The 24,215-nt window shown below is 40.8% G+C and carries 30 protein-coding genes; 13 read left to right on the plus strand and 17 right to left on the minus strand.

Annotated elements, in window-relative coordinates:
• Window positions 1-107: 107 nt before the first annotated feature.
• The gene (locus PWP39_RS00100) at window positions 108-419 is read right to left on the minus strand and encodes a hypothetical protein (protein ID WP_011012234.1); all 312 of its coding nucleotides are present in this window, start codon (window positions 417-419) and stop codon (window positions 108-110) included.
• Window positions 416-697, minus strand: a complete 282-nt coding sequence (locus tag PWP39_RS00105) for a hypothetical protein (protein WP_011012233.1) — start codon at window positions 695-697, stop codon at window positions 416-418. The genes PWP39_RS00100 and PWP39_RS00105 overlap by 4 nt, the downstream gene beginning before the upstream one ends.
• A gap of 216 nt (window positions 698-913) precedes the next feature.
• Here PWP39_RS00105 and PWP39_RS00110 point away from each other — a divergent pair, with 216 nt between their 5' ends.
• The 9 genes from PWP39_RS00110 to PWP39_RS00150 all read left to right on the plus strand — a co-directional run bounded on the left by PWP39_RS00110 (window position 914) and on the right by PWP39_RS00150 (window position 5,369).
• On the plus strand, window positions 914-1,189 hold the full coding sequence (locus tag PWP39_RS00110) for a hypothetical protein (RefSeq protein WP_011012231.1): 276 nt from the start codon (window positions 914-916) through the stop codon (window positions 1,187-1,189).
• Window positions 1,186-2,316 carry a hypothetical protein gene (locus PWP39_RS00115; protein ID WP_048059051.1) on the plus strand — a complete coding sequence of 377 codons (1,131 nt, stop codon included), beginning with the start codon at window positions 1,186-1,188 and terminating at the stop codon, window positions 2,314-2,316. The genes PWP39_RS00110 and PWP39_RS00115 overlap by 4 nt, the downstream gene beginning before the upstream one ends.
• Before the next feature lies 1 nt (window position 2,317).
• A complete protein-coding gene (locus PWP39_RS00120; protein ID WP_011012229.1) occupies window positions 2,318-2,746 on the plus strand; it encodes a hypothetical protein in 429 nt (142 codons plus the stop codon).
• The gene (locus tag PWP39_RS00125; RefSeq protein WP_014835326.1) at window positions 2,743-3,351 is read left to right on the plus strand and encodes an ABC transporter ATP-binding protein; all 609 of its coding nucleotides are present in this window, start codon (window positions 2,743-2,745) and stop codon (window positions 3,349-3,351) included. Before PWP39_RS00120 ends, PWP39_RS00125 begins: the two co-directional genes overlap by 4 nt.
• A 60-nt stretch (window positions 3,352-3,411) precedes the next feature.
• A complete protein-coding gene (locus PWP39_RS00130) occupies window positions 3,412-3,918 on the plus strand; it encodes a hypothetical protein (RefSeq protein ID WP_014835325.1) in 507 nt (168 codons plus the stop codon).
• Window positions 3,918-4,220: a transcriptional regulator gene (locus PWP39_RS00135; RefSeq protein WP_011012226.1), complete on the plus strand. Its 303-nt coding sequence runs from the start codon at window positions 3,918-3,920 to the stop codon at window positions 4,218-4,220. Before PWP39_RS00130 ends, PWP39_RS00135 begins: the two co-directional genes overlap by 1 nt.
• 33 nt (window positions 4,221-4,253) lie before the next feature.
• Window positions 4,254-4,592, plus strand: coding sequence for a DNA-binding protein (locus PWP39_RS00140; protein WP_011012225.1), 339 nt, complete (start codon window positions 4,254-4,256; stop codon window positions 4,590-4,592).
• 23 nt (window positions 4,593-4,615) lie between these two features.
• Complete coding sequence (locus tag PWP39_RS00145) at window positions 4,616-5,038, plus strand: DUF371 domain-containing protein (protein ID WP_014835324.1); 423 nt, start codon at window positions 4,616-4,618, stop codon at window positions 5,036-5,038.
• Window positions 5,039-5,171: 133 nt separating this feature from the next.
• The gene (locus tag PWP39_RS00150) at window positions 5,172-5,369 is read left to right on the plus strand and encodes a hypothetical protein (protein WP_394295153.1); all 198 of its coding nucleotides are present in this window, start codon (window positions 5,172-5,174) and stop codon (window positions 5,367-5,369) included.
• Here the strand turns inward: PWP39_RS00150 and PWP39_RS00155 are convergent.
• Entirely contained in the window at window positions 5,356-6,684 is a 1,329-nt protein-coding gene (locus PWP39_RS00155) for an acetate--CoA ligase family protein (RefSeq protein ID WP_011012222.1), read from the minus strand. The genes PWP39_RS00150 and PWP39_RS00155 overlap by 14 nt on opposite strands.
• A 46-nt stretch (window positions 6,685-6,730) precedes the next feature.
• Here PWP39_RS00155 and coaD point away from each other — a divergent pair, with 46 nt between their 5' ends.
• Window positions 6,731-7,213, plus strand: coding sequence for a phosphopantetheine adenylyltransferase (gene coaD, locus PWP39_RS00160; protein WP_288071779.1), 483 nt, complete (start codon window positions 6,731-6,733; stop codon window positions 7,211-7,213).
• On the plus strand, window positions 7,210-8,451 hold the full coding sequence (locus PWP39_RS00165; protein WP_011012220.1) for a phytoene desaturase family protein: 1,242 nt from the start codon (window positions 7,210-7,212) through the stop codon (window positions 8,449-8,451). The genes coaD and PWP39_RS00165 overlap by 4 nt, the downstream gene beginning before the upstream one ends.
• Before the next feature lie 699 nt (window positions 8,452-9,150).
• Here PWP39_RS00165 and PWP39_RS00170 read toward each other — a convergent pair.
• Both PWP39_RS00170 and PWP39_RS00175 read right to left on the minus strand, forming a co-directional pair.
• The gene (locus PWP39_RS00170) at window positions 9,151-9,513 is read right to left on the minus strand and encodes a hypothetical protein (protein WP_011012218.1); all 363 of its coding nucleotides are present in this window, start codon (window positions 9,511-9,513) and stop codon (window positions 9,151-9,153) included.
• A gap of 4 nt (window positions 9,514-9,517) precedes the next feature.
• Entirely contained in the window at window positions 9,518-10,234 is a 717-nt protein-coding gene (locus PWP39_RS00175) for a hypothetical protein (protein WP_014835322.1), read from the minus strand.
• 377 nt (window positions 10,235-10,611) lie between these two features.
• On the opposite strand from PWP39_RS00175, the gene PWP39_RS00180 reads away from it, so the two are divergent.
• Window positions 10,612-11,799: a TIGR00529 family membrane protein gene (locus PWP39_RS00180; protein WP_288071784.1), complete on the plus strand. Its 1,188-nt coding sequence runs from the start codon at window positions 10,612-10,614 to the stop codon at window positions 11,797-11,799.
• A gap of 18 nt (window positions 11,800-11,817) precedes the next feature.
• Here PWP39_RS00180 and PWP39_RS00185 read toward each other — a convergent pair whose 3' ends face one another.
• From PWP39_RS00185 to PWP39_RS00230, 10 genes are all read right to left on the minus strand, one after another.
• Window positions 11,818-13,140: a TldD/PmbA family protein gene (locus tag PWP39_RS00185; RefSeq protein WP_011012214.1), complete on the minus strand. Its 1,323-nt coding sequence runs from the start codon at window positions 13,138-13,140 to the stop codon at window positions 11,818-11,820.
• A gap of 11 nt (window positions 13,141-13,151) precedes the next feature.
• A complete protein-coding gene (locus PWP39_RS00190) occupies window positions 13,152-14,573 on the minus strand; it encodes a TldD/PmbA family protein (RefSeq protein WP_011012213.1) in 1,422 nt (473 codons plus the stop codon).
• A gap of 83 nt (window positions 14,574-14,656) precedes the next feature.
• Complete coding sequence (locus PWP39_RS00195) at window positions 14,657-15,379, minus strand: sulfite exporter TauE/SafE family protein (protein ID WP_014835321.1); 723 nt, start codon at window positions 15,377-15,379, stop codon at window positions 14,657-14,659.
• A gap of 35 nt (window positions 15,380-15,414) precedes the next feature.
• Window positions 15,415-16,059: a DUF4097 family beta strand repeat-containing protein gene (locus PWP39_RS00200; RefSeq protein WP_011012211.1), complete on the minus strand. Its 645-nt coding sequence runs from the start codon at window positions 16,057-16,059 to the stop codon at window positions 15,415-15,417.
• 1 nt (window position 16,060) lies between these two features.
• A complete protein-coding gene (locus PWP39_RS00205; RefSeq protein ID WP_288071787.1) occupies window positions 16,061-17,362 on the minus strand; it encodes a hypothetical protein in 1,302 nt (433 codons plus the stop codon).
• Window positions 17,346-17,759: an ArsR/SmtB family transcription factor gene (locus tag PWP39_RS00210; RefSeq protein ID WP_288071788.1), complete on the minus strand. Its 414-nt coding sequence runs from the start codon at window positions 17,757-17,759 to the stop codon at window positions 17,346-17,348. Before PWP39_RS00210 ends, PWP39_RS00205 begins: the two co-directional genes overlap by 17 nt.
• A 126-nt stretch (window positions 17,760-17,885) precedes the next feature.
• The gene (locus PWP39_RS00215; protein ID WP_011012208.1) at window positions 17,886-19,301 is read right to left on the minus strand and encodes a DUF7411 family protein; all 1,416 of its coding nucleotides are present in this window, start codon (window positions 19,299-19,301) and stop codon (window positions 17,886-17,888) included.
• Between the two features lie 85 nt (window positions 19,302-19,386).
• Window positions 19,387-19,809: a desampylase gene (locus tag PWP39_RS00220; RefSeq protein ID WP_011012207.1), complete on the minus strand. Its 423-nt coding sequence runs from the start codon at window positions 19,807-19,809 to the stop codon at window positions 19,387-19,389.
• On the minus strand, window positions 19,787-20,170 hold the full coding sequence (locus PWP39_RS00225; RefSeq protein ID WP_011012206.1) for a 30S ribosomal protein S8e: 384 nt from the start codon (window positions 20,168-20,170) through the stop codon (window positions 19,787-19,789). Before PWP39_RS00225 ends, PWP39_RS00220 begins: the two co-directional genes overlap by 23 nt.
• Before the next feature lie 650 nt (window positions 20,171-20,820).
• Complete coding sequence (locus tag PWP39_RS00230; RefSeq protein ID WP_014835319.1) at window positions 20,821-21,981, minus strand: aminotransferase class V-fold PLP-dependent enzyme; 1,161 nt, start codon at window positions 21,979-21,981, stop codon at window positions 20,821-20,823.
• A 56-nt stretch (window positions 21,982-22,037) separates the two neighbouring features.
• Here PWP39_RS00230 and PWP39_RS00235 point away from each other — a divergent pair, with 56 nt between their 5' ends.
• Window positions 22,038-22,796 (plus strand): Nif3-like dinuclear metal center hexameric protein, encoded by a 759-nt coding sequence (locus PWP39_RS00235; protein WP_011012202.1) that lies wholly within the window; start codon window positions 22,038-22,040, stop codon window positions 22,794-22,796.
• On the opposite strand, the gene PWP39_RS00240 is transcribed toward PWP39_RS00235, so the two are convergent.
• The gene (locus tag PWP39_RS00240) at window positions 22,791-23,192 is read right to left on the minus strand and encodes a hypothetical protein (RefSeq protein ID WP_011012201.1); all 402 of its coding nucleotides are present in this window, start codon (window positions 23,190-23,192) and stop codon (window positions 22,791-22,793) included. The genes PWP39_RS00235 and PWP39_RS00240 overlap by 6 nt on opposite strands.
• Window positions 23,155-24,189: a diphthamide biosynthesis enzyme Dph2 gene (gene dph2, locus PWP39_RS00245; RefSeq protein ID WP_011012200.1), complete on the minus strand. Its 1,035-nt coding sequence runs from the start codon at window positions 24,187-24,189 to the stop codon at window positions 23,155-23,157. Before dph2 ends, PWP39_RS00240 begins: the two co-directional genes overlap by 38 nt.
• Between the last annotated feature and the right edge of the window lie 26 nt (window positions 24,190-24,215).

Here is a 24,215-nt window from a genome sequence, read left to right on the forward strand (position 1 = left end):
CAAGGATATTTGCTATAGGGCAATAGAAGAATTCTATCTGAGGCAAGAGTAATAGAGGAAGTGAAAAGAACAACCATTTATTTCAGGTAAAGTTAGAATCTCTCGGATTATTGTCCAAGGATAAGGCCTATTAGCGAGATTATAATTCCAATGAGAGATATTTTAATTAGTGATATTGCTTTCTTCTGTTGATCTTTTCTAAGCTTTGAAACTAGTTCCTGCTCCAAAGAGTTAGCAATACGTCCAAGATCTTCTGGAAGGGTGGGAGGAATTTCTCTCTCACTTACTTTGTCGGGGTTTAAAATAACGACTCTCATGGTTTTGTGAATCTTTGGCTTCGAATAGTACCTATACACTCCAGTGGTAAATAGAGATAGAGACAAACCCAGGAGAGAGGCAAATATAGCTGAGAGATTCATTTTCTTTCACCTCTTTGCTCCATAGTTAGACCAATGACCGCTGTAATTACAACTACAATTAACCATGTCCAGGCCACAATTCCCAGGAATGTGGGGGCTCTTTCACTACGAGTTAAGGCTAGGGAGGCAATTAGTATCATAAAGAGTGCCATCTCAAGCTGGAGTATCCATGAAATTTTCCTGCGGTTTGTAAGGACATTTCTAAAGGCTAATAGAATCATGAGGTATACAATCCCTCCAATTATTCCCGCATATGCTCCATCCTCCAACAAAGACATATTTATTCCTCCATTTAATTCTCAAATTGCCCGATTTCTTTCTAACTATATCTGCCATTGTCATTAACGTTAGTAAAATATTTAAAGTTACTTCTTATAAAATAACCAAACAACTGACAAAATTTATTGCAATAATTTAAGGCGCAACTTTTTAAAAGTTACTTATGATAATGTAATTAAAGTACTATTGGAAATTAAAGGAGGGGGTGTTAATTAATGAACTTAAAAATCATCTTGGGGATCATTTCTGTTGTATTGGGCGGAATTGCTTTGGGTTATATGATAAGAATGGCGATATTATATGGTCTAGCGACTTTGATAATAGCAACAAAAAGCGTTCCTCCTGGAAATGGGATATTATTTGAGGCTTCATACTCCATAGAAAGACTATCAATAAAACTAACGCCTCTCACAATCTCTTTATCCTTTGCCTTAGGATTTATTATTGCATGGAGGCTTTTCAGAAAGTACTATGGGGGATTAAGAAAATGAAAGCACTAGGAGGTGTGATTTGGTACCACGTTAACCTTACCATGAGGAACATTAGGTACTGGATAACTACCCTTACCTTCGCTATTTTTATCTTTTATTTGTGGCATAAAGGGGCAATTTTTGATGATCCATCTGTTTTCGTAACATTGGGAATTGCAGTTCTAATGTATTCCCACCTATTCAACCCTGTTAAAATCGGAAAATTGCTCTATTATAAGCCGAATTCGGGTGCTATTGCAATTCTTATCTCAATTATAGCGACTTTTCCCGTGATATTTATGTTTAGCTATGTATATCCTAATTCCTTCTTATTGAACTTTGTAGTCTTTTCTTTGCTGGCTTTACTCCCACTTTCAACTTCCCTAAGGCTTAGAATGGGAATTTCTCTATTTGGAGCGTTTCTCCTACTAATCCTCGATAAGAAGAATATGTTAATTGGATATTTTGTGTTATTGGCACTATATCTAACTGTGATTGTGATCAAAAACAGAATGGTGGGAGTGTACTTTGTTGGAAGTTCATATATCTCTACATTATCTGCAGAAGTAAGGTTGTTGTTACTCATCTTTTCAGTTGCCTATATAGTGGTTGTAGGGTATATAGAAAGTCTTGGAATACCTTTCAGGTGTGGCTTCTGGGAATGTGAAACCAGGTGGCCTCCATGGGTAATTTTAGACCCAAGAAATTATATTTACGTAAAGATTACAGCAATCTTGGCTGCTATTTGCCTTTCTACGCCTTTGCTCTGGCCTTTCCTCCTGGGAATTGACTATTACATGGATTATCATCTTATCTATCTTCATTACCTTAGACCCGAGGGCTACCTAAGAAGATTATTTAAAGAGGTCGTGCTCTTTTCCCTTTCCCTAATCTTGCCAATTATCTTCTATTCTTCCTCTATATCTGTGAATACTCTAGCTGGATTGATTATTACATTTGGTTTTGCGAGAGTTGTGATGTCTCTGATCCTTACAAACTTCGAGGATAACGCTTTCTTAGTTCTATACTCAATCATCGTCGTAGCCCCTTTTATCTGGGCAAAATTCTTTAGTCCATGGCTGGCAATCATTGGAGTTTTTCTAGCCCCTCTTGCTTATAAAGTGAGACTTCAACTGGAGGGAGAGTGAAATGAAGCATTACGTAAGCTTTTTTAAGTCCCTAACATTTTTCACTATCTATCTGGCTGGTCTAATTACAGTAATACCTTTAGGGATCACATATATAGTTGGAGTTAGAACTTTAAGCTGCGTTCTCTCATTCATACTCAAAAATTTTACAATTCCAGTAATTGGAGCTGTTTATCTTCATGAAGTTGCTCAATACCTTCCGATATCCTCACCTGTAGAAGTGAGAATTGACTATAAAAAGTTAGCATTTATATGGATTCCTCAAACTGATATTCCAAACCAGAGATACATTATAGGATGGATCCTTGGATTTTTGTTGCCCTTTGTTTTTGGATTGCTACTTATAGAGATAGGATACGGACTCACTGGTATTATATTTTTGATAATCTCTCTTTCTGGCCTAAGAGGTCTTTGGGAGGGAGCAAAATGAAGCTTGAAATAAGAGAGCTAAGCGTTGGCTACAAGAGGCCCCTTCTAGAAGATATTACACTTGAGCTGGAAAATGGTGATGCAGTAAACTTCTATGGCCCCAACGGGATAGGGAAAACCACCCTTCTAAAAACAATAGCCACTTATCTAAAACCTCTAAAAGGGGAGATTCTCTACAATGGTGCTCCAATAAGGAAGGTTAGAGGGAAGATATTCTTCCTCCCCGAGAGTATTTTGGTCCCAAATAAGGTAAGGGCTAGAGACTATCTTAAGGCAGTAGCCAGTTTATATGGTGTAAACCCAAGTATGGAGGAAGTGGTAAGGGCTCTTGATTTGGTTGGTATTTCCGACGAGAATATAAAGTTTGAAAAATGTTCCCAGGGGATGAAGAGGAGAATTCAGTTGGCTTCAGCTCTACTCGTCAATGCCGAAATATTTGTTCTAGACGATCCGGTTGTAGCTATAGATGAAGACTCAAAGCACGAAATATTAAAGGGAATTGTTGATACTCTTAAGAAGAGGGGCATCGTAATCATATCTTCCAGAGAAAAACTTCCATACTTTCCCATTAATGAGGATGTTGTAAAGTACAAACCTAAGCTCTGAACTACAGAGTTTGACCTGAGTATAAATACCTCTACCTCCATTTAATTTTTGGTGGGATTTATGGAGGGGGTTAAAGAACTAAAAGAAGTACTTGACAAGGTTGAGAAGAAGCTTATGGCCACTTTTCATATATACACTGCCTTGATTTATTCAGCTTGGCTAGCGGGCATGGGAGGCTACCTTTTGGTATTTTTCCTGGCACCTAAATATACGGGCATTTACTGGCCTATCACAATAGCCCTAATAATTCTTGTAACTGTGAAGGTTTACAACAAATATCTAAAAGTTGAGGCCAGTGAGGGAAAAGTAAGCTACGGTTGGATAATTGGTTGGATAATTGGTGGCGTTGCCTTTGGCCTTCTAGGAGATGCAAGAGGGCTAGCCTCTATGATAGCACTTGGCCACCTGGGAATGTACATGTCCTTCAGAGAGAACAGCATGTTAATCCCTCTGTTGGTAATTTTAACGTTTGTAAGTCCCACTTGGGAACTTGCGACAGCATTAATAATCCTTACATACTCAGTTGTGACGTTAATTAACCTATACAAGACCTTTAGGGTGATCTAATGGAAGAAATCAAAGAGATCATGAAATCTCACACCCTGGGAAATCCTGTTAGGCTGGGAATTATGATATATCTCTTTCCCAGGAGGAGAGCTCCTTTTTCTCATATTCAAAAGGCTCTCGACCTAACTCCTGGAAATCTTGATTCCCACATTAAAGTGCTTGAGAAGCATGGATTCGTGAGAACATACAAGGTGATAGCGGACAGGCCTAGGACTATGGTGGAGATAACCGATTATGGCATGGAAGAAACCAGGAAATTCTTGAGTCACTTGAAGACAGTAATCGATGCAATACATTTTTAATTGTTGTTAACAATGTAGAGGTAGGTGAGAGAGATGGCTGAGGACATTGAGGAGATTAGGAGAAGGAAGCTCATGGAATTGCAGAAGAAATACTTAGAGCAGCAAAAGGCTCAAGAAGAAGCAGAGAGGCAACAGGCGTTAATTGAAGCTCAAATCCAGGCGATATTGAGGAGAATTCTAACTCCTGAGGCGAGAGAAAGGTTGGCCAGAGTTAAGCTCGTGAAGCCTGAGCTTGCGAGGCAGGTTGAGCTTATACTTGTCCAGCTTTACCAGGCAGGCCAGATAACCGAGAAGATAGACGATGCAAAAATGAAGAAGATTCTGGCCCAAATAGAGGCGAGAACAAGGAGAGAATTTAGAATTAAATGGTGAACCTTGATTTCCCTTTTTCGCCTATGATAAGGGAAATTATTATATGCAAAGGTCACAGAAACGTCAAGGCGACCCACCGCTCCACTTTTGAGATAACCAGAGAAGATTACCTAACGGAGAGGGGAGACTGTATTATCTGCATATCTGCAGATAAGGCTCTTAAAGATTTATCTCAGGAAGTTAAGGAGGCTATAAGGTCTGGAAAGAAAATTAAAATATTAATTAGAGTTGGCGAGCTTGTTGATGAGGTTACAGCCTATGGGGATCCCAGGCTAACTCTGGAAAGCGAAACTTCTATGGTTATAAGAAAAAGCAACTGGATAGATGGGAGAACGCTTGCAATTAAAGCCAACAAGGCTGCTAAAGATATAGATAGGAGGATCGTTGAAAGGCTTAAAGATCCAAACACCACTGCAGTTATAGAGATTATTGTGGATGATGAGTAGTCGGAAGGCTGAGTTGATGATGAAGGACGCCCACGCCTGACTCTTTTCTATATATTGCTATATAGACTATTGTCTATTACATATTCTATTTTCGAAATGTTTATATATGTATATGGTATCACTTCTAGTGGTGATGGAAATGGAGAGGTATGAGAGCAAAATAGTAATCCTACCACAGTTTTGGAGGATGCTCAACAAGTTCCTCCCAGGAAGAGAAGAGAAGGAAGAGCAAGAAGTAGCCCAACCAGTGGGGCCACCAAACGAAGTGGCAGTGGAATATGAAAAAGCAAAGGTAATGATAACCAGCGTCAACAAGTTCATTCGCTACTAGACCTTAGGCTGAGCCAATACAAAGCTTTTGCTGCCCTCTCTGGAGTTGGGAAGTTCTTTATTTTTTTGCTTTCTAAAATTTTTATTCCCTCCCTTACTAACTCCCCAGCCATGAAGTTTACTATTATTGGCTTATCACAATTTGCCTCGACAACAGCTCTTGCTATCTCCTCGCTGGGTATGAATATTGGTGGAACGCATATCACCAGAATGGCATCCACATTCTCATCCCTACACACAACTTCAATGGCCCTCTTATACCTTTCATAGTCTGCATCCGCTATCAAATCAACTGGATTCTTTACTGAGCACTGGGGAGGCAAAAAACTCCTTAATTCCTCCACTGTTTCTTCAGTCAGCTTGGCAATTTCTAACCCCAATCTCTCAAGCTTGTCAGTAGCCAAAACTCCTGGGCCACCTGAATTGGTTATAATTGCCACTCTCCTTCCAGCTCTTTCGTACATCTCAAAGGCCTTAGCTGCATCGAAAAGCTCTTCCATCTCCTCAACTTCTATTGCCCCAGCCTGCCTGAATGCAGCCCTGTATATTTCGTAACTTCCAGCAAGGGAGCCTGTGTGAGATGCGGCAGCCCTCGCTCCGGCCCTACTTTTTCCCGCTTTAAGGATTATGACGGGCTTTTTTGACGCTGCATAACGGAGTGCATCCAGGAACTTTCTTCCATCCTTTACTCCTTCAATGTAGAGACCAATAACCCTAGTATTTTCATCGTCGGCAAAGAACCTTAGAAAATCACTCTCATCAAGGTCAGCGGCGTTCCCATAGCTAACGAAGGCTGAAAATCCAATGCCTTCTTCATTCCCCATGGCCAATGCTGCTCCTCCAAATGCTCCACTTTGGCTTATCAGAGCTAGCCCTCCCGGATTAACGCGGACTTCAAAGGAACCGTAGAACTTTGCATGAACCCCGAAGATCCCCGCACAGTTTGGCCCTATCACCCTAATTCCAGCTTCTTTTGCAGCTTTTATTAGCTCTTTTTCAAGCTCCACATTTCCAACCTCAGAGAATCCAGCGGAGATAACTACAGCTCCTTTTGTAAGCCCTTTTAGTCCCCTTATCAATTCTGGAACGAGCTTTGCTGGTATGGCTATTATTGAAACATCAACTGGCTCATCGAGCTTCTCTTTTATGTTAAATTTTTTACCCGCCACTTCTACTTCTCCACCTTTGGGATTCACAGGAATTATCTTGCCCTCAAATCCTCCCTCAACTATGTTCCTCAGTATTTCCCTCGCTATTGCTCCCTCTCTGAATGAGCCAAATATGGCCACACTATTTGGGTAAAAGAAGTACCTCATTTCAACCCCCGAGAAGTTTTTATTTAATCAAGATAAAAGGGTAGCGATGAAAAAGAAGTACAAAAAAGTTGTCGTTGGTGGAACTTTCGATAGGCTTCACCTGGGCCACAAGGCCCTCTTGAGGAAAGCATTTGAAGTTGGTGAGACAGTCTACATAGGCTTAACATCAGATGAGATGATTAAGGAAAAACAATACTCCGAGAGAATTCTCCCCTATGAGAAAAGGCTCCTCGACCTCATCAAGTTCTTGGAGGTGAACAAATACAGGAACTATAGGATAATGAAGATTCACAATGCTATTGGATTTACAACTAAAATTAAGAGTTTAGAGGCTATAGTTGTTAGTGAGGAAACTTACAAGGGGGCTGTTCTCGTGAATAAGGCGAGGGAAGAGTTGGGCTTAAGGCCTTTGGACATAGTTGTCATTCCAATAATAAGGAGTAGACTCGGGTGTAAGATAAGCTCTTCCCTCATAAGGGCAGGACTTATAGACCCATTTGGCAACCCAATTAGGAGGGAAGAGAAGTGAGGGCAGTAGTTGTTGGAGCTGGGCTTGGTGGCCTTCTTGCTGGGGCATTTTTGGCGAGGAATGGACATGAAATCATTGTCCTAGAGAAGTCAGCCATGATTGGAGGAAGGTTTACGAATCTCCCCTATAAAGGCTTCCAGCTCTCTACTGGAGCTTTACACATGATTCCTCACGGCGAAGATGGTCCTTTGGCACATCTACTAAGAATTTTGGGGGCTAAAGTGGAAATAGTGAATTCAAATCCAAAAGGGAAAATTCTGTGGGAAGGGAAAATTTTTCACTATAGGGAGAGCTGGAAGTTCTTGAGCGTGAAGGAGAAGGCCAAAGCTCTCAAGCTCTTGGCTGAGATACGGATGAATAAATTGCCTAAAGAAGAGATCCCCGCTGATGAATGGATAAAGGAGAAAATAGGAGAGAATGAGTTCTTGCTGAGTGTTCTTGAGAGCTTTGCTGGGTGGGCAGATAGCGTTTCTCTTAGTGACCTTACAGCTCTAGAGTTGGCAAAAGAGATTAGGGCAGCTTTAAGATGGGGAGGGCCTGGGCTAATTAGAGGGGGATGCAAGGCTGTCATTGATGAGCTTGAAAGAATAATAATGGAAAACAAGGGCAAGATTTTAACGAGAAAAGAGGTCGTTGAAATCAATATTGAAGAAAAGAAGGTTTATACAAGGGATAATGAGGAGTATAGCTTTGATGTTGCAATATCAAACGTTGGTGTAAGGGAAACTGTAAAGCTCATAGGAAGGGACTACTTTGATAGAGATTATCTCAAACAAGTTGATTCCATTGAGCCAAGCGAGGGGATAAAGTTCAATTTAGCAGTCCCAGGAGAGCCGAGGATTGGTAATACAATAGTCTTTACTCCTGGGTTAATGATCAATGGATTTAACGAACCTTCCGCGCTTGATAAGAGCTTAGCTAGAGAGGGGTATACATTAATAATGGCTCACATGGCTTTGAAAAATGGAAATGTCAAGAAAGCGATAGAAAAAGGCTGGGAGGAGTTATTGGAGATTTTTCCCGAAGGGGAACCTCTCCTTGCCCAGGTTTATAGAGATGGTAATCCTGTGAATAGGACGAGAGCTGGCCTACATATCGAGTGGCCATTAAATGAAGTTCTGGTGGTTGGAGATGGGTATAGACCTCCTGGGGGAATAGAGGTGGATGGAATAGCTCTAGGTGTTATGAAAGCTCTTGAAAAGTTGAACTTGGGTAGCTTTTCGGAATGGTATCTATAGGTGAAAATTGATGAAGAATAAGTAAGATAGGTATTGCTTCTCTCCATATAGAATTATGTCATGAAGGTTTCCCACTCAGAAATACCTGTGGTTATCTCGTATTTCTTTGTAAATTCGAAATCTAAGAAGAAAAGAGATTAGAATAGGGGGTTTCACTAATTTAACAATTATAGAGCCCCTAAAGTGTTTAAAAAGCCTGATTATACTTTTCTTGCTATAATGGGGGAGGAAATAAGAGACAGGTAATTATTCCAGCTACAATGCTCATCGTATAGGCTAAATACTTATTAGATGTGTTTCGAGATAAAATGGTTCCAAGTTTATAATACGAGATAGCGAGAGCAACTAATAATACTCCTTGTTCGAGAATTATCCTGATTGTATAGCTTTCCGGAAATATAAGAGAAAGAAATCTTAAGAGGGATGTAATAACTCCATAAAATGTAGCAGGCTTAAAATACTCAATTGTATCAATTGTTAGGAGAGCAGTAGATCTCAAAACAGCGCTCAGAATAAAAATAGGAAGTAGTAAAAATATAATTCCTCGAATAGTATATCAAATACTAGAGACCAAGAATAGCAAGATTATTCCTGTGTACCCTAGTGATGCTCCCCACAGTGAAATAGAAAATATTTGGGGTAGATAAAACATCCAAGCATATAGTGAAATCTTGAACCATTTTGATCTTCTAATAAACATTAGGAACCCTCCATTACCCTATCCAGGATATAGAGACCGGGTAGAATAATAAACAGTACAATAAATCCAAGAGTAGGGTTCGTCCAGTAACTAGTCAGTGCAGGTAAAAGTGAAAGCATAGTTCCTGCACCCAATGTACCAATTACCTTGAGGAATCCCCTAAAGGCTTTTTTGGTCTCTTTCATTTTATGTTCATGAACTAGAGCGCTAAGCAAGATGAAAGACGCAACTCCTATTGGAATTATTAATGTGTACACAAAAGTATCAACAAAATCCGAAGGGAGATGTTGCTTCCAAGTTGATTCAATTAACAACGTCAGTGAAAGAAAAAAGTAAACAGAAAAGAATCTTAAAACTCTCATATACTCACCCCTCTACGTAAACAAATACAATATCTGCGTTGACTCCTGTTTCTATTATTGATACTATGAGTCTAATCAAATTTGAGTTTAATGCAAGGCGCTTAAGAGCACTTAAAGTAAATTTCTTCCCTAGGGATTCAACTAACTTCTTAATCCCATAGAAGGAGGTAACGAGTTTCCCTGCGTCACTGAAAGATGACATTGATGTTCCAATAGTTCCAACAATGGTCCAGCCTGTTTGTGTAAATCTCGTTGGGAGTCTAACTCCAACTTTCCATGTCAACCATCCTTCCTTTTTAAAGTGGAAAGAGTTTTTTGTAAGCCATGGACCAAGATACTCGACCTTTTTGTACTCATTTGAAAGTATTTTCTTCCCATCTAAATCAGTAGCCTCCTTAAGATTCACTTGAGCACTTTCTGGAAATATTACAACAAACTGATACTGGCTACTAAGTGGGATCCTATAGTATTTAACCTCTACTATATAGTCTTTTCCCCTCTGAACTTTCCAAATGTCTATCTCCCTAAGAGTAACTCCAACAGGTCCATAGAGTGGAACAGAGTAGTGTGTGGCTCCTACTATGGATATTGAGACATAAGAACCAAGACCTATGCCACTTTTAGGCTTTGTGTCATCTACTGGACGTGCTGCTACACTTTCGGTATTTGCCCCGATAATTAATAATCCGAGTAGGACTGCTATCAAAGACCTCAACTTCACTTTCACCCCCTCTTTAGTTTTTGTGAACTTTTCATAATATGGTTACGCTAATTATATTTATAAATCTTACTACTTGGATATATCAATGACATGTTATTCAATTTTAAATTTCTATACTTTTTGGATAAAATAGACAACAAAAACCTAAATTTAGTATTTTGACGAGCTTAAAACACATTAATTAACTGTAGCTGGAAATTATTATAATTGTTTTTATTATGAAAATAAAAAATTCTTCAGAAATGTTAAAACACTCAAACAAGATCTGGAAGGTTTCCCTGATGTTAAATTTACTGCTGACTTCTCTAAGATTCTACTGTGAAATTAGTTAGAGTTATAAATTCGACTCTACATACTCTTCGCCCGGTGAAAGAGGAGTGAACGAACTGCTTTATCTTTTACTCTCCTTTGCTATAATTATAGTGCTCATAAGGTTAAGGGTAAATGTAGGCCTATCTATCTTTATAGGCTCTCTTCTCCTGGGAATTCTCTTTAGGTTAACCCCTAAGGAGCTTTTATTGTCCCTGTACACTTCGGCAACAGAGTGGACAACTTTGAGGTTAATTATAATAATCTCCCTAATAATGGCCTTAACAAACGTTTTCTCCCAGATTGGATACCTAAGACTTATGGAAAAAGCTGTGAAAAACTTATTTCCTAGCGAGAAATACTCCTTAGCTGCCCTCCCAGCCCTAATAGGGTTAATGCCAATGCCCGCTGGAGCGCTAGTCTCTGCTCCAATGATAGAGCCAGTCGCAGACAAGCTTAAACTTTTGCCTGAAAGAAAGACCGTCATAAACTATTGGTTTAGGCACGTATGGGAGCTTTCTTGGCCCATGTATCAGGCAATAATCATAACCTCTGCAATCCTGGGAATTACGGTAAGAGAATTTAGCACCAAGATGTTCCCCTTGACTATCATAATGATAATGATTGGATATCTTATCTTTTTGAGACCAATAAAAGCCCAGGAAGACGAAAAAGGAGACTTTAAAGAGGGCCTATTCTTATTTGTAAGGAGCACATATCCAATCCTCGTGATAATATTAATCTCCGTAGTCCTTGGCTACGACATGGTTTATGGAGCTCTTTTTGGATTCCTCTCCGCACTAATTCCCAACTTTACTAGGGTTGACAAAAAGGAGATTGCAAAATATGCCCTTCAGCCAAAGATAGTCTTCCTTCTGATCTCGGTCATGTACTTCAAAAAGCTACTCGAAGTTACAGGAGTTGTTGAGGCATTGCCAAGGACAATTATTGAGCTTAATCTTCCCATAATCCTGATTATAACACTCACACCATTCATAGTTGGGTTGATAACGGGCATAAGCTTTGCCTACGTTGGAATGACATTTCCACTCTTACTTCCTTTCCTAACAGGTTTCGACAAGATAGCCCTTGCATACTTGAGTGGATACATGGGAATGCTATTCAGCCCAGTTCACCTATGCCTGATCTTCTCTGCTGAATACTATAAAGCTGAGTTAGGAAGGGTTTACAAGGTCTTGCTAGTCCCAGGAGTGTTACTGTTTGTCCTTGGTCTCCTATACATCCTACTCCTATAAAAAATAGAGAAAAAGGAATCACTTGGTTGCCCTTGTTATTCCAACATCTTTCACGAGGACGTAGGGTGTTGACACTGGTGTGCTAACTTCCCACCAGTGGATGTGGTATGACTCCCTGCTCAACCCTTGTATATTTGAAAGTATTCTGAGCATGTTATCGCTCACACGTATGTTCCTTATTGGTTTAAGCTCTCCGTTCTCAATTAGGAATATTCCATCTCTGGGTATAGTTGAGAAGTCTCCAGTCATGTAGTTCTGGAATCTTGTGTACCACACGTTTGTGATGTATATTCCCTTCTTTACCTCTTGGAAGAGCTCATCTTTTGTGTAATCACCCGGCTCAAGGACTATATTCCAAGCTCTTGGAGATATTAGCCCAGCATTTGCCGTGGTCTCTCTTCCGTATTTCCTTGCAAAGCTCGTGTTTAGTAGGTAGGTCTTCAGAACTCCCTTATCTATGAGAGTCGTTTCTTTAGTTGGAACTCCCTCGTCGTCAAACTTTCTTGTTCCATATCCATTGGGCAAGTTACCCACATCTTTTATTGTAACGATCTCCGGGGCAAGTTGTTGGTCGAGCTTGTTGGCGAAGTAGCTGAATCCAGCTTCAACAGCGAATGCAGAGAATGCCCATCCCATGTAGCTTAACAGATTGGCAAAGGCTAATGGATCAAATATAACGTCAAACCTTCCTTCTGGTCCTTGTTCTGGATTCTTTGCGAGCTTTGCAATTTCTCCAGCTTTTCTTCCTGCACTCTCTGGATCAAACTTCTTAAGAACCCTAACGGAATTAGTTCCATGACCGCTCTCTAACTCGCCCACAAAGGCTCTCACGCTTATCTCTATTCCAGTTCCCTCGTCAAAAGCCTCAACACCGTTGCTGGTGGTTAGATAAATTTTGTCGTGATCTGTATAAAGCACTCCAGCCACTCTCTTTGCTCCTTCCTCTAGAGCTGCGTTTATGGCAATTTCAACATACTCACTTGGATCATCTAACTCTACTATAGCTTTATCAAATGTCTCTGGAATGTCTTTGTACTTAAAGGGACCCTCGGCAATTCCATAGTAGTCTTCTTTTGGCTTCATCTTCTCTAGGTTTGCCTTTAGAACTTTTAACGTGGCTTCAATGTTTTCGGGGCTTAGCTCTGTAATCGTCGTTGAAGCTATCCTTTTTCCCATCTCAACGAATACCTCGACCTTCTGCTCATGCCAGTGCTTAGCTACAGTAACTTCATTGTTTGCAAATCTTATTTGCCTCCTGTTAGTTTCGTAACTGAGGACTACAACATCTCCAAATCCCATTTCCTTTGCCTTTTTAAGTATGAGCTCGTTAACATCAAACATTTTCCCTCACCTCAAGGCCTTCTTAGTGGAATATCCCTCAATCTCGCATGAGCTCCTCCCATCCACACTGGGACTCCCTGTCCTGGTTCTCCTTTTCCACATGTTCCTGGGAAGAACTCAACCTCCCTGCCAACGGCGTCAACACTGCTCCAGAGACCTTTTGTAGTAATCTCTAGAATGGGCCTCCTTACTGGATACTTTATCTCTCCATTCTCTATGAGATAGGCTTCCCTTCCAATGTATCTCTGCTGATATCTCCTATCATCGATGTTCCACTCGTTAAATGACACCATGTAAACACCGAGCTTTACGTCCTCGATTAGCTCCTCGAATGTGTAATCCCCAGGAGCTAGGTATGTGTTGGCCATTCTGATAATTGGCTCTCTATTGTAATTTATTGCTCTCGCAGCTGCATTTGACTTAAGGCCGAGCTTTGCGGCATATTCTCTGTTCATTAAAAACTCTGTTATAATTCCATTCCTTATCAAGTACCTGGGTCTTGCCTTAACTCCCTCATCATCATACAGATAGAATCCCCAGCTGTTTGGAATTGTGGGGTCTTCAATTACCGTAACCACGTCACTTCCGATTCTCTCACCCAGCATGTCTGGCTTTACGAAGCTCTCTCCTGCCTGTGCGGCTTCTCTTCCCATTATTCTGTCAAGCTCATACGGGTGCCCAACGCTCTCGTGAACTGCAATTCCAACGACTTCTGGTGCTAAAACTAGGTCTACTTTCCCCTCTGGGGGTCTTTTACCCTCTACTATAATTTTCTTTAGCGTCTCTACCTCTCTCCTAGCCCTTTCCCAGGGTTCGTCCTTCTCTATGAGTTCTAATCCTCCGGAGAATGCCCTCTGAACGAATGGGGCCTGCTCCATCTGGCCGTTCTCAAATACAACTAGATTATACATTACCGAGACCCTGGGAATTACACTCTCCACCAAAGCACCCTCGTTGTTCATGAATATCTTATGCCAAATGAAGTCATTGTATCTTAGGAATCTCATTGGTACGTTAGCGTTTGTTGATGTTACTTCCTCTTCTATTTTCTTCAGAATTTCCAACTTCTCCTCTGGCGGGACATCTCTTATGTCCTTTCTCATCTTTACCTCATAGTACACTTCGTGGAAGTCTTCTTCGCTAAATTTTATTGGCTCTTTTCTTAGCTTTGCTGCGGCCTTTGCCATCTTTATTGCTCTCTCCACAGTCCTCGCTATGCTCTCCTTTGTGAGCACATTTGTGCTGGCAAATCCCATTCCCCCATTTACTAGGACTCTCACTCCAATTCCCTTATCTGCTAGGATTCCTAGTCCTTCTGGATTTCCGTTTTTCATTGCAAGAAAAGTTCCCTGCTTTTCTTCGAACCTTGCTTCTGCATAATCGGCACCGAGCTCCAGAGCACGGTTAACGGCGAACTCAACTAGGTCATGCATGTCCTCAACACCTCCTTAATGCAATAATATTGATGAAACATAAGTATAAAAATCTTTTCGTTTCGATGTTTGTCTTATTGATACTAGACCAGCATCCTAACTCCGATTATCAGTAGAAGAGCGGAGAAGAGAACTCTAAGCTTGTCTGAGTGTATTCTATGGGAAACTATTGCCCCAACATAGGCTCCCACTATCAATCCCGGGGCCAAAGCTAGGGCAATGCTTAAGACAACGTTTCCTTCTTTCAGATGAGTTATGGCTCCTGCTAGGGCTGTAAAGAATAAAGCTAAGCTGGATGTTCCAATTGAGTACTTAATTGGTATTCCCACAAAGATTGTGAAAAGAGGGACGTTCAATATTCCTCCACTAATTCCCAGGAGGCCGGAGAGAAAGCCAGAAGCAACTCCCACAAGGGGTACTCTTTCATAGTGTATTTTTGCTTCTTTAGAATCTTTAGCTCTCCTCTTCACTGTTAACCTTACGGCAAGATAAAACAACAACATTGAAAACGCTACCCTTAGTATTTTCTCATTAATGTCATTCGTTAGATAAGCTCCAAGCACGGCAGCTGGAATTGAAAATAATTCTTTCAATATAACAACCTTGATGTGAACTTTTCCCTTTTTGAGATGTGTATAAGCAGAGGAGAAGGAGCTTATTGCTATACAAGCTAGGCTGGTTCCTATAGCTTCATGTATGGAAAGTCCCAAAATGGTTAGAATCGGAACTATTAAAAAACCACCTCCAACTCCAAAGAGCCCTGCAATGCATCCTATAAAAAATCCAAGGAAAGAATATTTAAGCATGAAAAAGATTATTCAGTAGCTTTTAAAGCCTTTTGTCAAAATCTTTCAACGTTGACCTTCCCATTTACACTCGTTATTGTTAAGGTGTATGGAGAGTTCTGGTTGATTAGTGGAATTGACCTTCCCCTCTTAACTGCAATTACATTGACATCACAAACGTCACTTATCCTTAAATGAACACCCCCGTTGACTGTATTAATAACACCATCTCCCTCCATGTCTAGGATGTCCAGCTTTACATACCCATTTACAGAATTGACAGTTAAATCTTCGGCCATTATGCTTCCTGCTATCATTCCGTTAACCGTTGAAATTGACTTAACGTGGGAATTCTTGAGGATTATCGGCCCATTAACTGAGTTTATGCTCTCAATGCTAACCTGGGATGCAGAAATTCCTGCATTGACCGAGGAGACTTCTAAGGTAACGCCCTCGGGAACCTTAATGTTCATCTTAACCTTGCCATCTGATTTCCATGCGAAGAGGTTTAGAAATCTTTTCTCTTTTCCCTTCGTCTCTATTATGAGCTCTGAATCCTCCTTTCTTATTTCAACTCTTGGCTCTCCCTCGAGAATGTAGTATTCAATGTACACATTATCGTCTTCACTCTTTTCTATCTTCAATTTTCCATTTACAATTCTTACATGAACCTTCTTTACGTCCTTAAAGACTTCCTTCATATCAATTCCCTCCCAAGTAGTTCATTAACTCCTCTACGAGTTCCTTAATCTTTCTCCGGACTCTTGTTCTATCAATCCCAAGCCCTTCAATCACCTCCTCACCCTCGATTTTCACAATATCCTTAGCTTTCTCAATGACTTTCTTGTATGCCTCTCTGCTGTTTAGTGTATAGGTCTTCCCTCCTATCCTAATCTTTACTACACCATTCCTTGCCGAAATTATGGAATCTTCGATTCTAAGCTTTGCATAGTCCTTTCCTACTGATACAGAGATTCCATTAGAGCTTATGGCAACGTAATCCTCAGCTATCGTTAATTTCTCTGAGCCACTCCTATAGGAAATCTTGTCATTCTCTATCTCTATGTCATAATCTTCAGTTTTTATTCTCAAATTAGAGCCAATTTTTGTTAGTCGGAAGCCATTTCTGAGTTCCTCGATCGTGACCATTTCCTCATCTATTTTCCTGGGCCTTCCATCCCTGATTTTGAGGGGTCCTATTTTTACCTCTGAACCTGAGGGAGTGTCAACAATTTCCAAGAATGGCATCTTGACGTAAGTATAATTATCAGAGTCGTACACCTTGAGTATTCCGAGGTCTAGGGCTACTTCGTCCTCTCTAACTCTTAGAGATTTTTGGTGTAGTAAAGCCTCTACTGTGCGAACAAAATTTTCATTGGCTGTAACTTTTCTCCCTTTTATATCCTGGGATGTCCAGATAACTACTGGGGAAATTAGTTTCCTTCTTATACTCCCTAAAGGAGTTTGAGCTTCAACTTCAACGCTTCCCTCTATTGCCCATCCGACTCTTTTCCTACCGAATTTTAGTGGATAGGCTTTTCCCTCTCCCCTAACTTTGACATCGCCAAAGTCGAGATCGTTGAATTCGTAAGCTTTCTTTTCTACTTTTGGAATTATGTCCTCTTTTTTCCTTATTCGGGGAGTTTCAATGCCTCCAACTAGAATGCCTGCAATTGAGAGAACTACAAAGTATGCAAATGCCATCTTTGAAGTTACTGGGAAGTCCTCGGGAATTCCAAGCCACTTTCCTACGAATAGGAACAGGGAAATTAGGAAAGCCGCCTTTGCTAGGGAGAAAATTATTCCACTCAGCGTTACTCCAAACCACCTGCCCAGCCCAAGGACTTCCACTATAACTATGAGGCCTATTATTGCCCATACCATGTATTCGTTGTACTTCTCCAATCCCAACCATCCTTTAAATAGCCAGATAACAAGCAGCAGTCCAGTTATGGCCTTTAGGTAGTCTCTAATCTTAAATCTAATTTCACTTATTTTCTTCACCCTCCTCTCCTAAAGCAGAGATTAGCATGAGGATCCTCAAAAACAGCATTCCATCTTGGGTTATTTCGTACTTTTCTCCCTTCCTTACCATCTTGGTCTTCGTGAGAATCTTCAAATGGTGGGAGACAGTTGGACTTTCTACTCCAAGGGCCTCTTTAATCTCCTTAAAGCTCATTGGCCTTTCAGATAGCATCTTCATTATCCTAATTCTGTCTGGGTTTGCAAGGGCCTTTAGGACTTTAGCCGCGTTCTCCTCATTTATCGTGGATATACTTTCTATCTTCTTCCTTAATCTAGCTTTTATGGAGAGCATTACTTCATCTACAGGATCAATGCTTTCCTCAAGTGCTTCAAGCCTCTTTTTCAGCTCTTCAAGCTGTCTCCTTAAGTCCTCCATTTTCCCACCTAGTACAAATTTTTGTAGTACATTTTTCTGTACTAAATTAGGGTGAAAAGTATATAAAAATTTATCTGTCTGTGTAATTACAGAATACAATAATTGTTGAATTATTTAATTGTGCAATTATGTAGAGAATACCTCAGAAAATAACTTCTGGGCGAATTCTCTAAGACTCTTCTTTGCTATCTTAGAGAGTATCTTCTGAGCATTGCTCCCGTATTGTGCGGCCTTTTTCTCCCTAAAGGCAACTTCTTCTGGCAAGCCAAAATCTAGTGCAATTCTCCTCAAAATTGCCTTTCTAACTCCCTCTCTTATCTTTTCTTCTAGGGGAACCCTTAAGGCTAGAGAGACAAAGGGCAAATCCAAGTAGGGGTATCTAACTTCCACACCATTTAGCATTCCCACTTTATCATCTCTACCTAAGTTTCTCTCGGCTATCTCCTCTATATCTTTTCTCATCAAAGAGGGATTCTCGAGATACTTTGCATATCCTCCAAACAGTTCATCAGCACCCTGGCCACTCAAAAGGACCTTAACATCATCCTTCCTAGCAAGCTTTGTGGCAAAATATAGAGGAATTGCAATGGCTAAGTTCATTGGATTTGGCTCCTCTATAGCGAACATTACATTCTTAATCTCCCTCTCAACTTCCTCCCGGGTAAATATATACTCTCTAAGCTCAAGTCTAAGCTCATCACTAACTTTTCTGGCCCACTCAACGTCTTTACTATCCTCCGTTCCCGCAGTGTAGAGAACTACCTTAGAGTATTTTGAAGCTAACAAAGCTATTAATGAGCTGTCCAATCCTCCTGAAAAGAGCACTCCAACTTTTTTAGCTGTCCTTATTCTTACAGCATCTTGAAGTAAATTCTTAAGACCGTCGTAGTATCCTTTTCCAGAACCTTTAATGTCCCAGGGGGAAAGTAGCTTCATCTTCTCTTCTTCTGGCAACTTAACGAGCTCACCTGGGTTAACTGGTATTGCTTCTTCACCTACACTCCACAACACCTTCTTCTCTGACCCAAACCTCCCCCTTGGGGAATAGTAGAGTGGTCTAACTCCAATAGGATCCCTAAACAAATAGATTTTACCATTGAGAGCAAATGCGACGGCGTAGTCTCCCCTCAACATAAGCATCGCTTTTTTAACGGCCTCCTCAACTTTCATCTTTTTGTCAAATATAAAATACTCCAAAAGTCTTAGGATAACCTCACTGTCCACGTCACTCTCAAATGATGCTCCCCTCTCTATTAACCACTTCCTCAAACTTTCGTGGTTATATATCTCTCCATTGTGGACGAGAACAATGTCATTGTAAAAGGGTTGGGTATAGTTTTTAGATCCAGTCATTGCAAGCCTACACTGGGCTAAAACAACGTTGCCCCCTCTAATTTCTTTTATCTCTGAGAAGTCCTCAGATTTTATAACTAACCCATCGCTCCATACGCCAAAAGAATCTGGTCCTCTATGCTTTCCAGTAATTATCATCTTGACGATTTCTTCCTTTGTTAGATTTATTCCTCCGGTTATTAGACACATCGGATCTTACTTTTCAAGAGGACGTAAAAACTCTTGCATTTTCCATGTGGGATAGTATTTAACGGGTGTAAAATACAATGAATGCCTATTCAACAACTATCTTCACTTCTGAAATTTTGTTCTTCTCACTAAGAATCCAAGCTTTGTATTCCCCTTTTTCATTTACAATTAACCAGATGACTGGCCACCTCTTCATCCCTTCCAAGTCTTTTCCACTAGGAATTGGGGGGCAAGCTATGTGAGAATGAAAAATCCCAACAACTTCAAGATTCTCCTGCTCAGCCTCTTCAAGGGCCTTGAGCATTTCTTCTGGATCCATTTCAAATTCAACTGGAGAATTTAGCCTGTTTCTGATGAATCTTACTTTTAAAACCCTGTTCTCTTTACCAAATAGAAAGCCACAAACTTCAACGCTCGATGAAGAAACAACTTTCAAAATGGCCCTTAAGTAATGTTGAGGGATAATAAGGGTGGAAAAAGAAAAATCACTCTTCGAGGAGGATGGCATTTACAACGCCGTCTTGCCCAGGTCTGGAGGTAACCTTTGCCTTTCCAATCTCAGTCTCAATGATGGCTCCCTTGGTTATTATGTTTCTTCTTGCGAACTGCCTATTTGCTGGATTCTCGATGACCCTTATGATTCTAACCTTTCTACCCTTCCCACTCTTGTCAAATACGTTTGCATATGCAGCGGCTGTTAATCTAACCTTCCTGTTGCCACCGTAAGTTCTTATGATCTTTCTCTTGTCTTGCTCAGCTACTCTTGTGTTGGAGGGTTCCCTTCCAAGCTCCCTTTTCCTCTTCTTCCTCGCGAGGACAATCCTTCCACCTGAGGGCTTCTTAAGTGATCTTCCCTGCCAAATCGCCATTTAATCCCACCTCGCTATTGGGCATTAAAGGAAGTAATTTATAAGTTTTTTCGTGAGCTTAATATTCCATATTAATGAACTTTGTGAATGCCGTAAATAACGTGAATGCTATAGCTAACACTAAGATATTCCCCCATGCTAATTGTAGGCTTTCTAATATTTATTGACCTATCCTCGACAAATATGCTAAGGCTAAATATCACTTTACTTATCTGAGGCTTCCGCTGAAGATCATTCTAATAATTTCTTGGTAATGGTAGTTTGGTGAGAGGTATAGGATTCCTTCCGTAGTTTTTACAAGTTCGTTCAGCCATTCCTGGTAAGATGGATCTTGGATTATTAACTCCTGAAGCTCTTCTTCGGTAAAATTTGATGCACCCGCTGGAATGCTTGGGATTAGTGGTAGACCTCACTCTTGGAGCTTTCTTGGTAAGTACCAAACCTTCGTGGAGGAATATTATAGCGGCTATGGGCCCACAGGCATCAGAAAGTTCGGCAATTCAACGTTTCAACCAATTTCGGGGGTGTACTAACTTTTGGAGGTGCAACCCTGTTAATTTTTTAAATAACATGAATTAGAGATAATTTTCCATACTAAAGTTAAGAGTGCCAAAGTCTTTTAGTTGATATAAAAAGAATAAATCTAACTCTCAAAAAAACTTGCTTAGTTCATCAAACAGCGTGACAATGTCATCCTCAGTATTGTAGAGGTGTGGCGAGACTCTTATGCCAAAGATTCCCTTTGCTCCCCTTAAGGAGACCACAATTCCTTTCTCTTCCAAATTTTTCACTATTTCTCTCTGCTTCACATAGTCCACTCCTAATCTCAGAAGAGTTATCTGTGATGAACCTAAAGCAGTTACACCTAGTTCGTATGCGTACTCCCTAACCCTTTTTGCTAGCTTCATGTCGTGCTTCTCGATTTTTTCAATTCCCACACTATTTATGAGCTCTAAGGAAGCATCTAGGGCCACTATGCTAACGTAAGGAGGAGTTCCAGGATCAAGCTTTCTAGCGTCTTTTCTTACAGGAAGAATATCCCAAACATCCTTTCTCTCATCTCCCCACCACTCTGACCATGGAACTTCTGGTTGGGTGTTTAAAAGCCCCAATATAGGTTCGCTAACTTCAATTAATTCCTCCGATATCCACATGACTCCACTTCCCGTATTTGGGTTAAGGAGCCACTTCTCTCCCCCTGCCACGAGGGCATCTACTTCCATCTTCTCTGGATACACCTCTAATGCTCCCAGGGATTGAACTGCATCCACAATAACCCAGGCTCCATGCTCGTGAGCAACTCCGGCAATCTCTTTCGTTGGCATTCTCTGCCCAGTAATCCACTGCACATCACTAAAAACCACGGCAAAGGTGTTATCGTCTATTACCCTCTCTACATCCTCCATGTAATATAATCCCCCTTTGTTTCCGATAACTTTAACTTCCAAACCATGCCTTTTGGCATAGCTTTTTAATATGGCAGAAATCGTGGGGAATTCTAGGTCAAAGGAGACAATCTTCATGCCTTTCTTGGGGGTTAGAGATGTTAGAATTCTCTTTAGGCCATCTGTAGTTTGAAGACTCACTGTTATGTTCTCGGGGTTAGTTTTCATAAGCTTCGCGGCCTTTTTCAACATGGGGTTAAAGTAGAGCTCATCAAGAATCTCAACAGCGTTTATTCCATCCTCGTAGTTTATAACGTCTAAGAGAAATTCATTCACTTTTTGGTAAACTGTTAAGGGCATTAAACCCAGGCCGGCAGTGTTGAGATATGCCCTAAACCTCTTAAGTCCTGGGAATAATTCCTTCATTGGCTTCACCACTAAAACTTTTTGGTGAAGGATAAATAAGTTGTGGAGGTGTAAGAATGGCTGAGCTGTGGGAGATAGTTTCATTTCTAGATGAATACCTCAAGATTTCTGAATATCCTGACAAATCCAGCAACGGTTTGCAAGTTGAGGGGAAGGAGGAAGTTAACACGATAGCATTTGCGGTAGATGCATGTTTGGACACAATAGTTAAAGCTAGGGCCTTCAATGCAGACATGCTCATAGTCCACCATGGCCTAATATGGGGAGGGGTAAAGTACGTGAAGGGGCTTTTTGCAAAGAGAGTCAAGGAACTTTTGAAGAGCAACATGAACCTCTACGCTGCCCACCTTCCTTTAGATGCTCATCCAGAAGTTGGAAATAATGCTCAACTCCTTAAGTTACTTGGGCTTGAGCCGAAAGAAAAGTTTGGGGAATACCACGGTGTTATGATTGGATACATTGGGGAGTTCGAGGAGGAAAAACCTCTTCCCTTAATAGCTCAGATGCTTGCGGAAAAGTTACCAGTCGATTATGTGAAGAGTTATGAATTTGGAGTACAAGAGATAAAGAGGGTCGGAGTTGTCAGTGGTGGAGGAGGATTTGCGGTGGAGGAGGCAAGTGAAAAGGGCGTTGACCTATTCATAACGGGTGAGTTTACACATGAAGACTACAGAGCGGCAGAAGATTTGAGGCTTAGCGTGATCGCCGCTGGCCACTACGCCACAGAGACCCTGGGAGTAAAGGCTCTAATGCCAATCTTAAGAGAAAAGTTTGGAGTGAAGACAATATTCATAGACAGCCCAACTGGGCTATGAGTGCATTGCGTAGTGTATTAACTCATCCCAGTCCAAGTTTAACTCCAATCCCTCTATTCCAAATATTGTTCCCAGGGTTGTAAAGATGAAGTACAGGGAAATGAACGCTATCATGAATCCAAATTCTGCAACGAGAGTAATTAAGATTGCCTCCTTTATTTCAAGTTTTTTGTAAGCTAAAACTGTGAAGAAGGTAAATGCCATTGCTGCCAATATGTTTCCAAACAGAGTAACTAAGGTAGCTCCAACGGAAAGTGCAAATAGGATGAACTTTCTTGGTCTCTTATACGTGAATACTTCAAAGCCCGTCTTTAGAAACTCGTAATACATAATGGTAGACAGTAATATGACAAAAAAGTCAGCGGGTGCTATGAAGGGATATTCCGAGAGGTTCATCTTTCTCCCTCACCCCACCTGGGATCTCATCAAATATATATTCTTCTCTCAACCCCAACAGTATCTCGACTTCCCTTGGAGTTAAGACCGGTTTTCTCCAGTTCTCATAATCATCTATTGGAACCCTCGGGCACGCAACGATAACGTAAGCATCGAAGCTGAATCCTTCAAGTTTCGAGTAGCTTATGTCGTTCATTGCAATTAACTTGGCCTCTCTTCCATGGTCTTTGAGAAGCTTGATTATTCTCTTTGCCTCATTTAGCCTTAACTGTCCTCTCTTGGTACTTATCACAACTCCAAATCTTTTAGCGTCCATAGCCTTGGCTATTTGTGCCCACCTTTTTCTGATAAACCTTTCCGCTAGCTCATTTATCCACTGGCAATCCCCACTATAGGGATTAACAGCTAAAACTCTTTTTCCAGTTGCTAGGGCCAATCCCAGGGGGTGGAAGGTTCCAGAGCCTATGAATAGTATTCCATCTCCCTCAACCTTGGCAACAGAAAAGTTACATCCCAAAACTTGGCTAGGCCAAGATACCCTATTATCTCCCCTCCCCACAACTGGCTCGAATCCCTGGGACTTAAGATACTCTATTGCCCTCTCAAGTTGGTGAATGTGCTGGGCTGTGGTTGTCACGATTATCTTTTTCCCAAGCTTCTTGATCTCGTGAAGGTTCTTTTTCAAGGCTTCAACTACATTAACCTTGGCAAACGCGGGAACGAAAATAGTGGGTACTTCTAAAGATAACATCATGAAGGAGTGTCCCAGGTGTATTAGGGCGTCGCAACCTAGCAATCTAGCTTCATGATCTGCAGGATCACAAGCACCATAATTAATTTCACCGTGAAGTATAACTTCAATTTCATTTTTTTCTAAAAATTCTGCGAGTTCTTCTGCTTCTCGCCTTAACCCTTCGGGAGATTGGATTAGAACTTTCTTTGCCCCTATATTTTTCAACTTTTCGAGAATTTCTTCTTTTGGTATTTCGTGCAACATGAAGAAAAAGAGGGAAAGGAAGTTAA

This window comes from Pyrococcus sp. (assembly GCF_030153625.1).
In the GTDB taxonomy this organism is placed as follows: domain Archaea; phylum Methanobacteriota_B; class Thermococci; order Thermococcales; family Thermococcaceae; genus Pyrococcus; species Pyrococcus furiosus.

Excerpts from the sequence above, each read along its gene's own strand:
- PWP39_RS00100 (WP_011012234.1), bottom strand. The coding sequence starts at position 419 with ATGAATCTCTCAGCTATATTTGCCTCTCTCCTGGGTTTGTCTCTATCT.
- PWP39_RS00225 (WP_011012206.1), bottom strand. The coding sequence starts at position 20,170 with ATGGCGATTTGGCAGGGAAGATCACTTAAGAAGCCCTCAGGTGGAAGG.
- PWP39_RS00125 (WP_014835326.1), top strand. The coding sequence starts at position 2,743 with ATGAAGCTTGAAATAAGAGAGCTAAGCGTTGGCTACAAGAGGCCCCTT.
- PWP39_RS00130 (WP_014835325.1), top strand. The coding sequence starts at position 3,412 with ATGGAGGGGGTTAAAGAACTAAAAGAAGTACTTGACAAGGTTGAGAAG.
- PWP39_RS00240 (WP_011012201.1), bottom strand. The coding sequence starts at position 23,192 with ATGAACCTCTCGGAATATCCCTTCATAGCACCCGCTGACTTTTTTGTC.
- PWP39_RS00135 (WP_011012226.1), top strand. The coding sequence starts at position 3,918 with ATGGAAGAAATCAAAGAGATCATGAAATCTCACACCCTGGGAAATCCT.
- PWP39_RS00215 (WP_011012208.1), bottom strand. The coding sequence starts at position 19,301 with ATGTGTCTAATAACCGGAGGAATAAATCTAACAAAGGAAGAAATCGTC.
- PWP39_RS00145 (WP_014835324.1), top strand. The coding sequence starts at position 4,616 with ATGATAAGGGAAATTATTATATGCAAAGGTCACAGAAACGTCAAGGCG.
- PWP39_RS00220 (WP_011012207.1), bottom strand. The coding sequence starts at position 19,809 with ATGCCATCCTCCTCGAAGAGTGATTTTTCTTTTTCCACCCTTATTATC.
- PWP39_RS00185 (WP_011012214.1), bottom strand. The coding sequence starts at position 13,140 with ATGTTTGATGTTAACGAGCTCATACTTAAAAAGGCAAAGGAAATGGGA.
- PWP39_RS00195 (WP_014835321.1), bottom strand. The coding sequence starts at position 15,379 with ATGCTTAAATATTCTTTCCTTGGATTTTTTATAGGATGCATTGCAGGG.
- PWP39_RS00170 (WP_011012218.1), bottom strand. The coding sequence starts at position 9,513 with ATGAGAGTTTTAAGATTCTTTTCTGTTTACTTTTTTCTTTCACTGACG.
- PWP39_RS00105 (WP_011012233.1), bottom strand. The coding sequence starts at position 697 with ATGTCTTTGTTGGAGGATGGAGCATATGCGGGAATAATTGGAGGGATT.
- PWP39_RS00190 (WP_011012213.1), bottom strand. The coding sequence starts at position 14,573 with ATGCATGACCTAGTTGAGTTCGCCGTTAACCGTGCTCTGGAGCTCGGT.
- PWP39_RS00110 (WP_011012231.1), top strand. The coding sequence starts at position 914 with ATGAACTTAAAAATCATCTTGGGGATCATTTCTGTTGTATTGGGCGGA.
- PWP39_RS00120 (WP_011012229.1), top strand. The coding sequence starts at position 2,318 with ATGAAGCATTACGTAAGCTTTTTTAAGTCCCTAACATTTTTCACTATC.
- coaD (WP_288071779.1), top strand. The coding sequence starts at position 6,731 with ATGAAAAAGAAGTACAAAAAAGTTGTCGTTGGTGGAACTTTCGATAGG.
- PWP39_RS00235 (WP_011012202.1), top strand. The coding sequence starts at position 22,038 with ATGGCTGAGCTGTGGGAGATAGTTTCATTTCTAGATGAATACCTCAAG.
- PWP39_RS00140 (WP_011012225.1), top strand. The coding sequence starts at position 4,254 with ATGGCTGAGGACATTGAGGAGATTAGGAGAAGGAAGCTCATGGAATTG.
- PWP39_RS00155 (WP_011012222.1), bottom strand. The coding sequence starts at position 6,684 with ATGAGGTACTTCTTTTACCCAAATAGTGTGGCCATATTTGGCTCATTC.
- dph2 (WP_011012200.1), bottom strand. The coding sequence starts at position 24,189 with ATGTTGCACGAAATACCAAAAGAAGAAATTCTCGAAAAGTTGAAAAAT.
- PWP39_RS00115 (WP_048059051.1), top strand. The coding sequence starts at position 1,186 with ATGAAAGCACTAGGAGGTGTGATTTGGTACCACGTTAACCTTACCATG.
- PWP39_RS00230 (WP_014835319.1), bottom strand. The coding sequence starts at position 21,981 with ATGAAGGAATTATTCCCAGGACTTAAGAGGTTTAGGGCATATCTCAAC.
- PWP39_RS00210 (WP_288071788.1), bottom strand. The coding sequence starts at position 17,759 with ATGGAGGACTTAAGGAGACAGCTTGAAGAGCTGAAAAAGAGGCTTGAA.
- PWP39_RS00150 (WP_394295153.1), top strand. The coding sequence starts at position 5,172 with ATGGAAATGGAGAGGTATGAGAGCAAAATAGTAATCCTACCACAGTTT.
- PWP39_RS00200 (WP_011012211.1), bottom strand. The coding sequence starts at position 16,059 with ATGAAGGAAGTCTTTAAGGACGTAAAGAAGGTTCATGTAAGAATTGTA.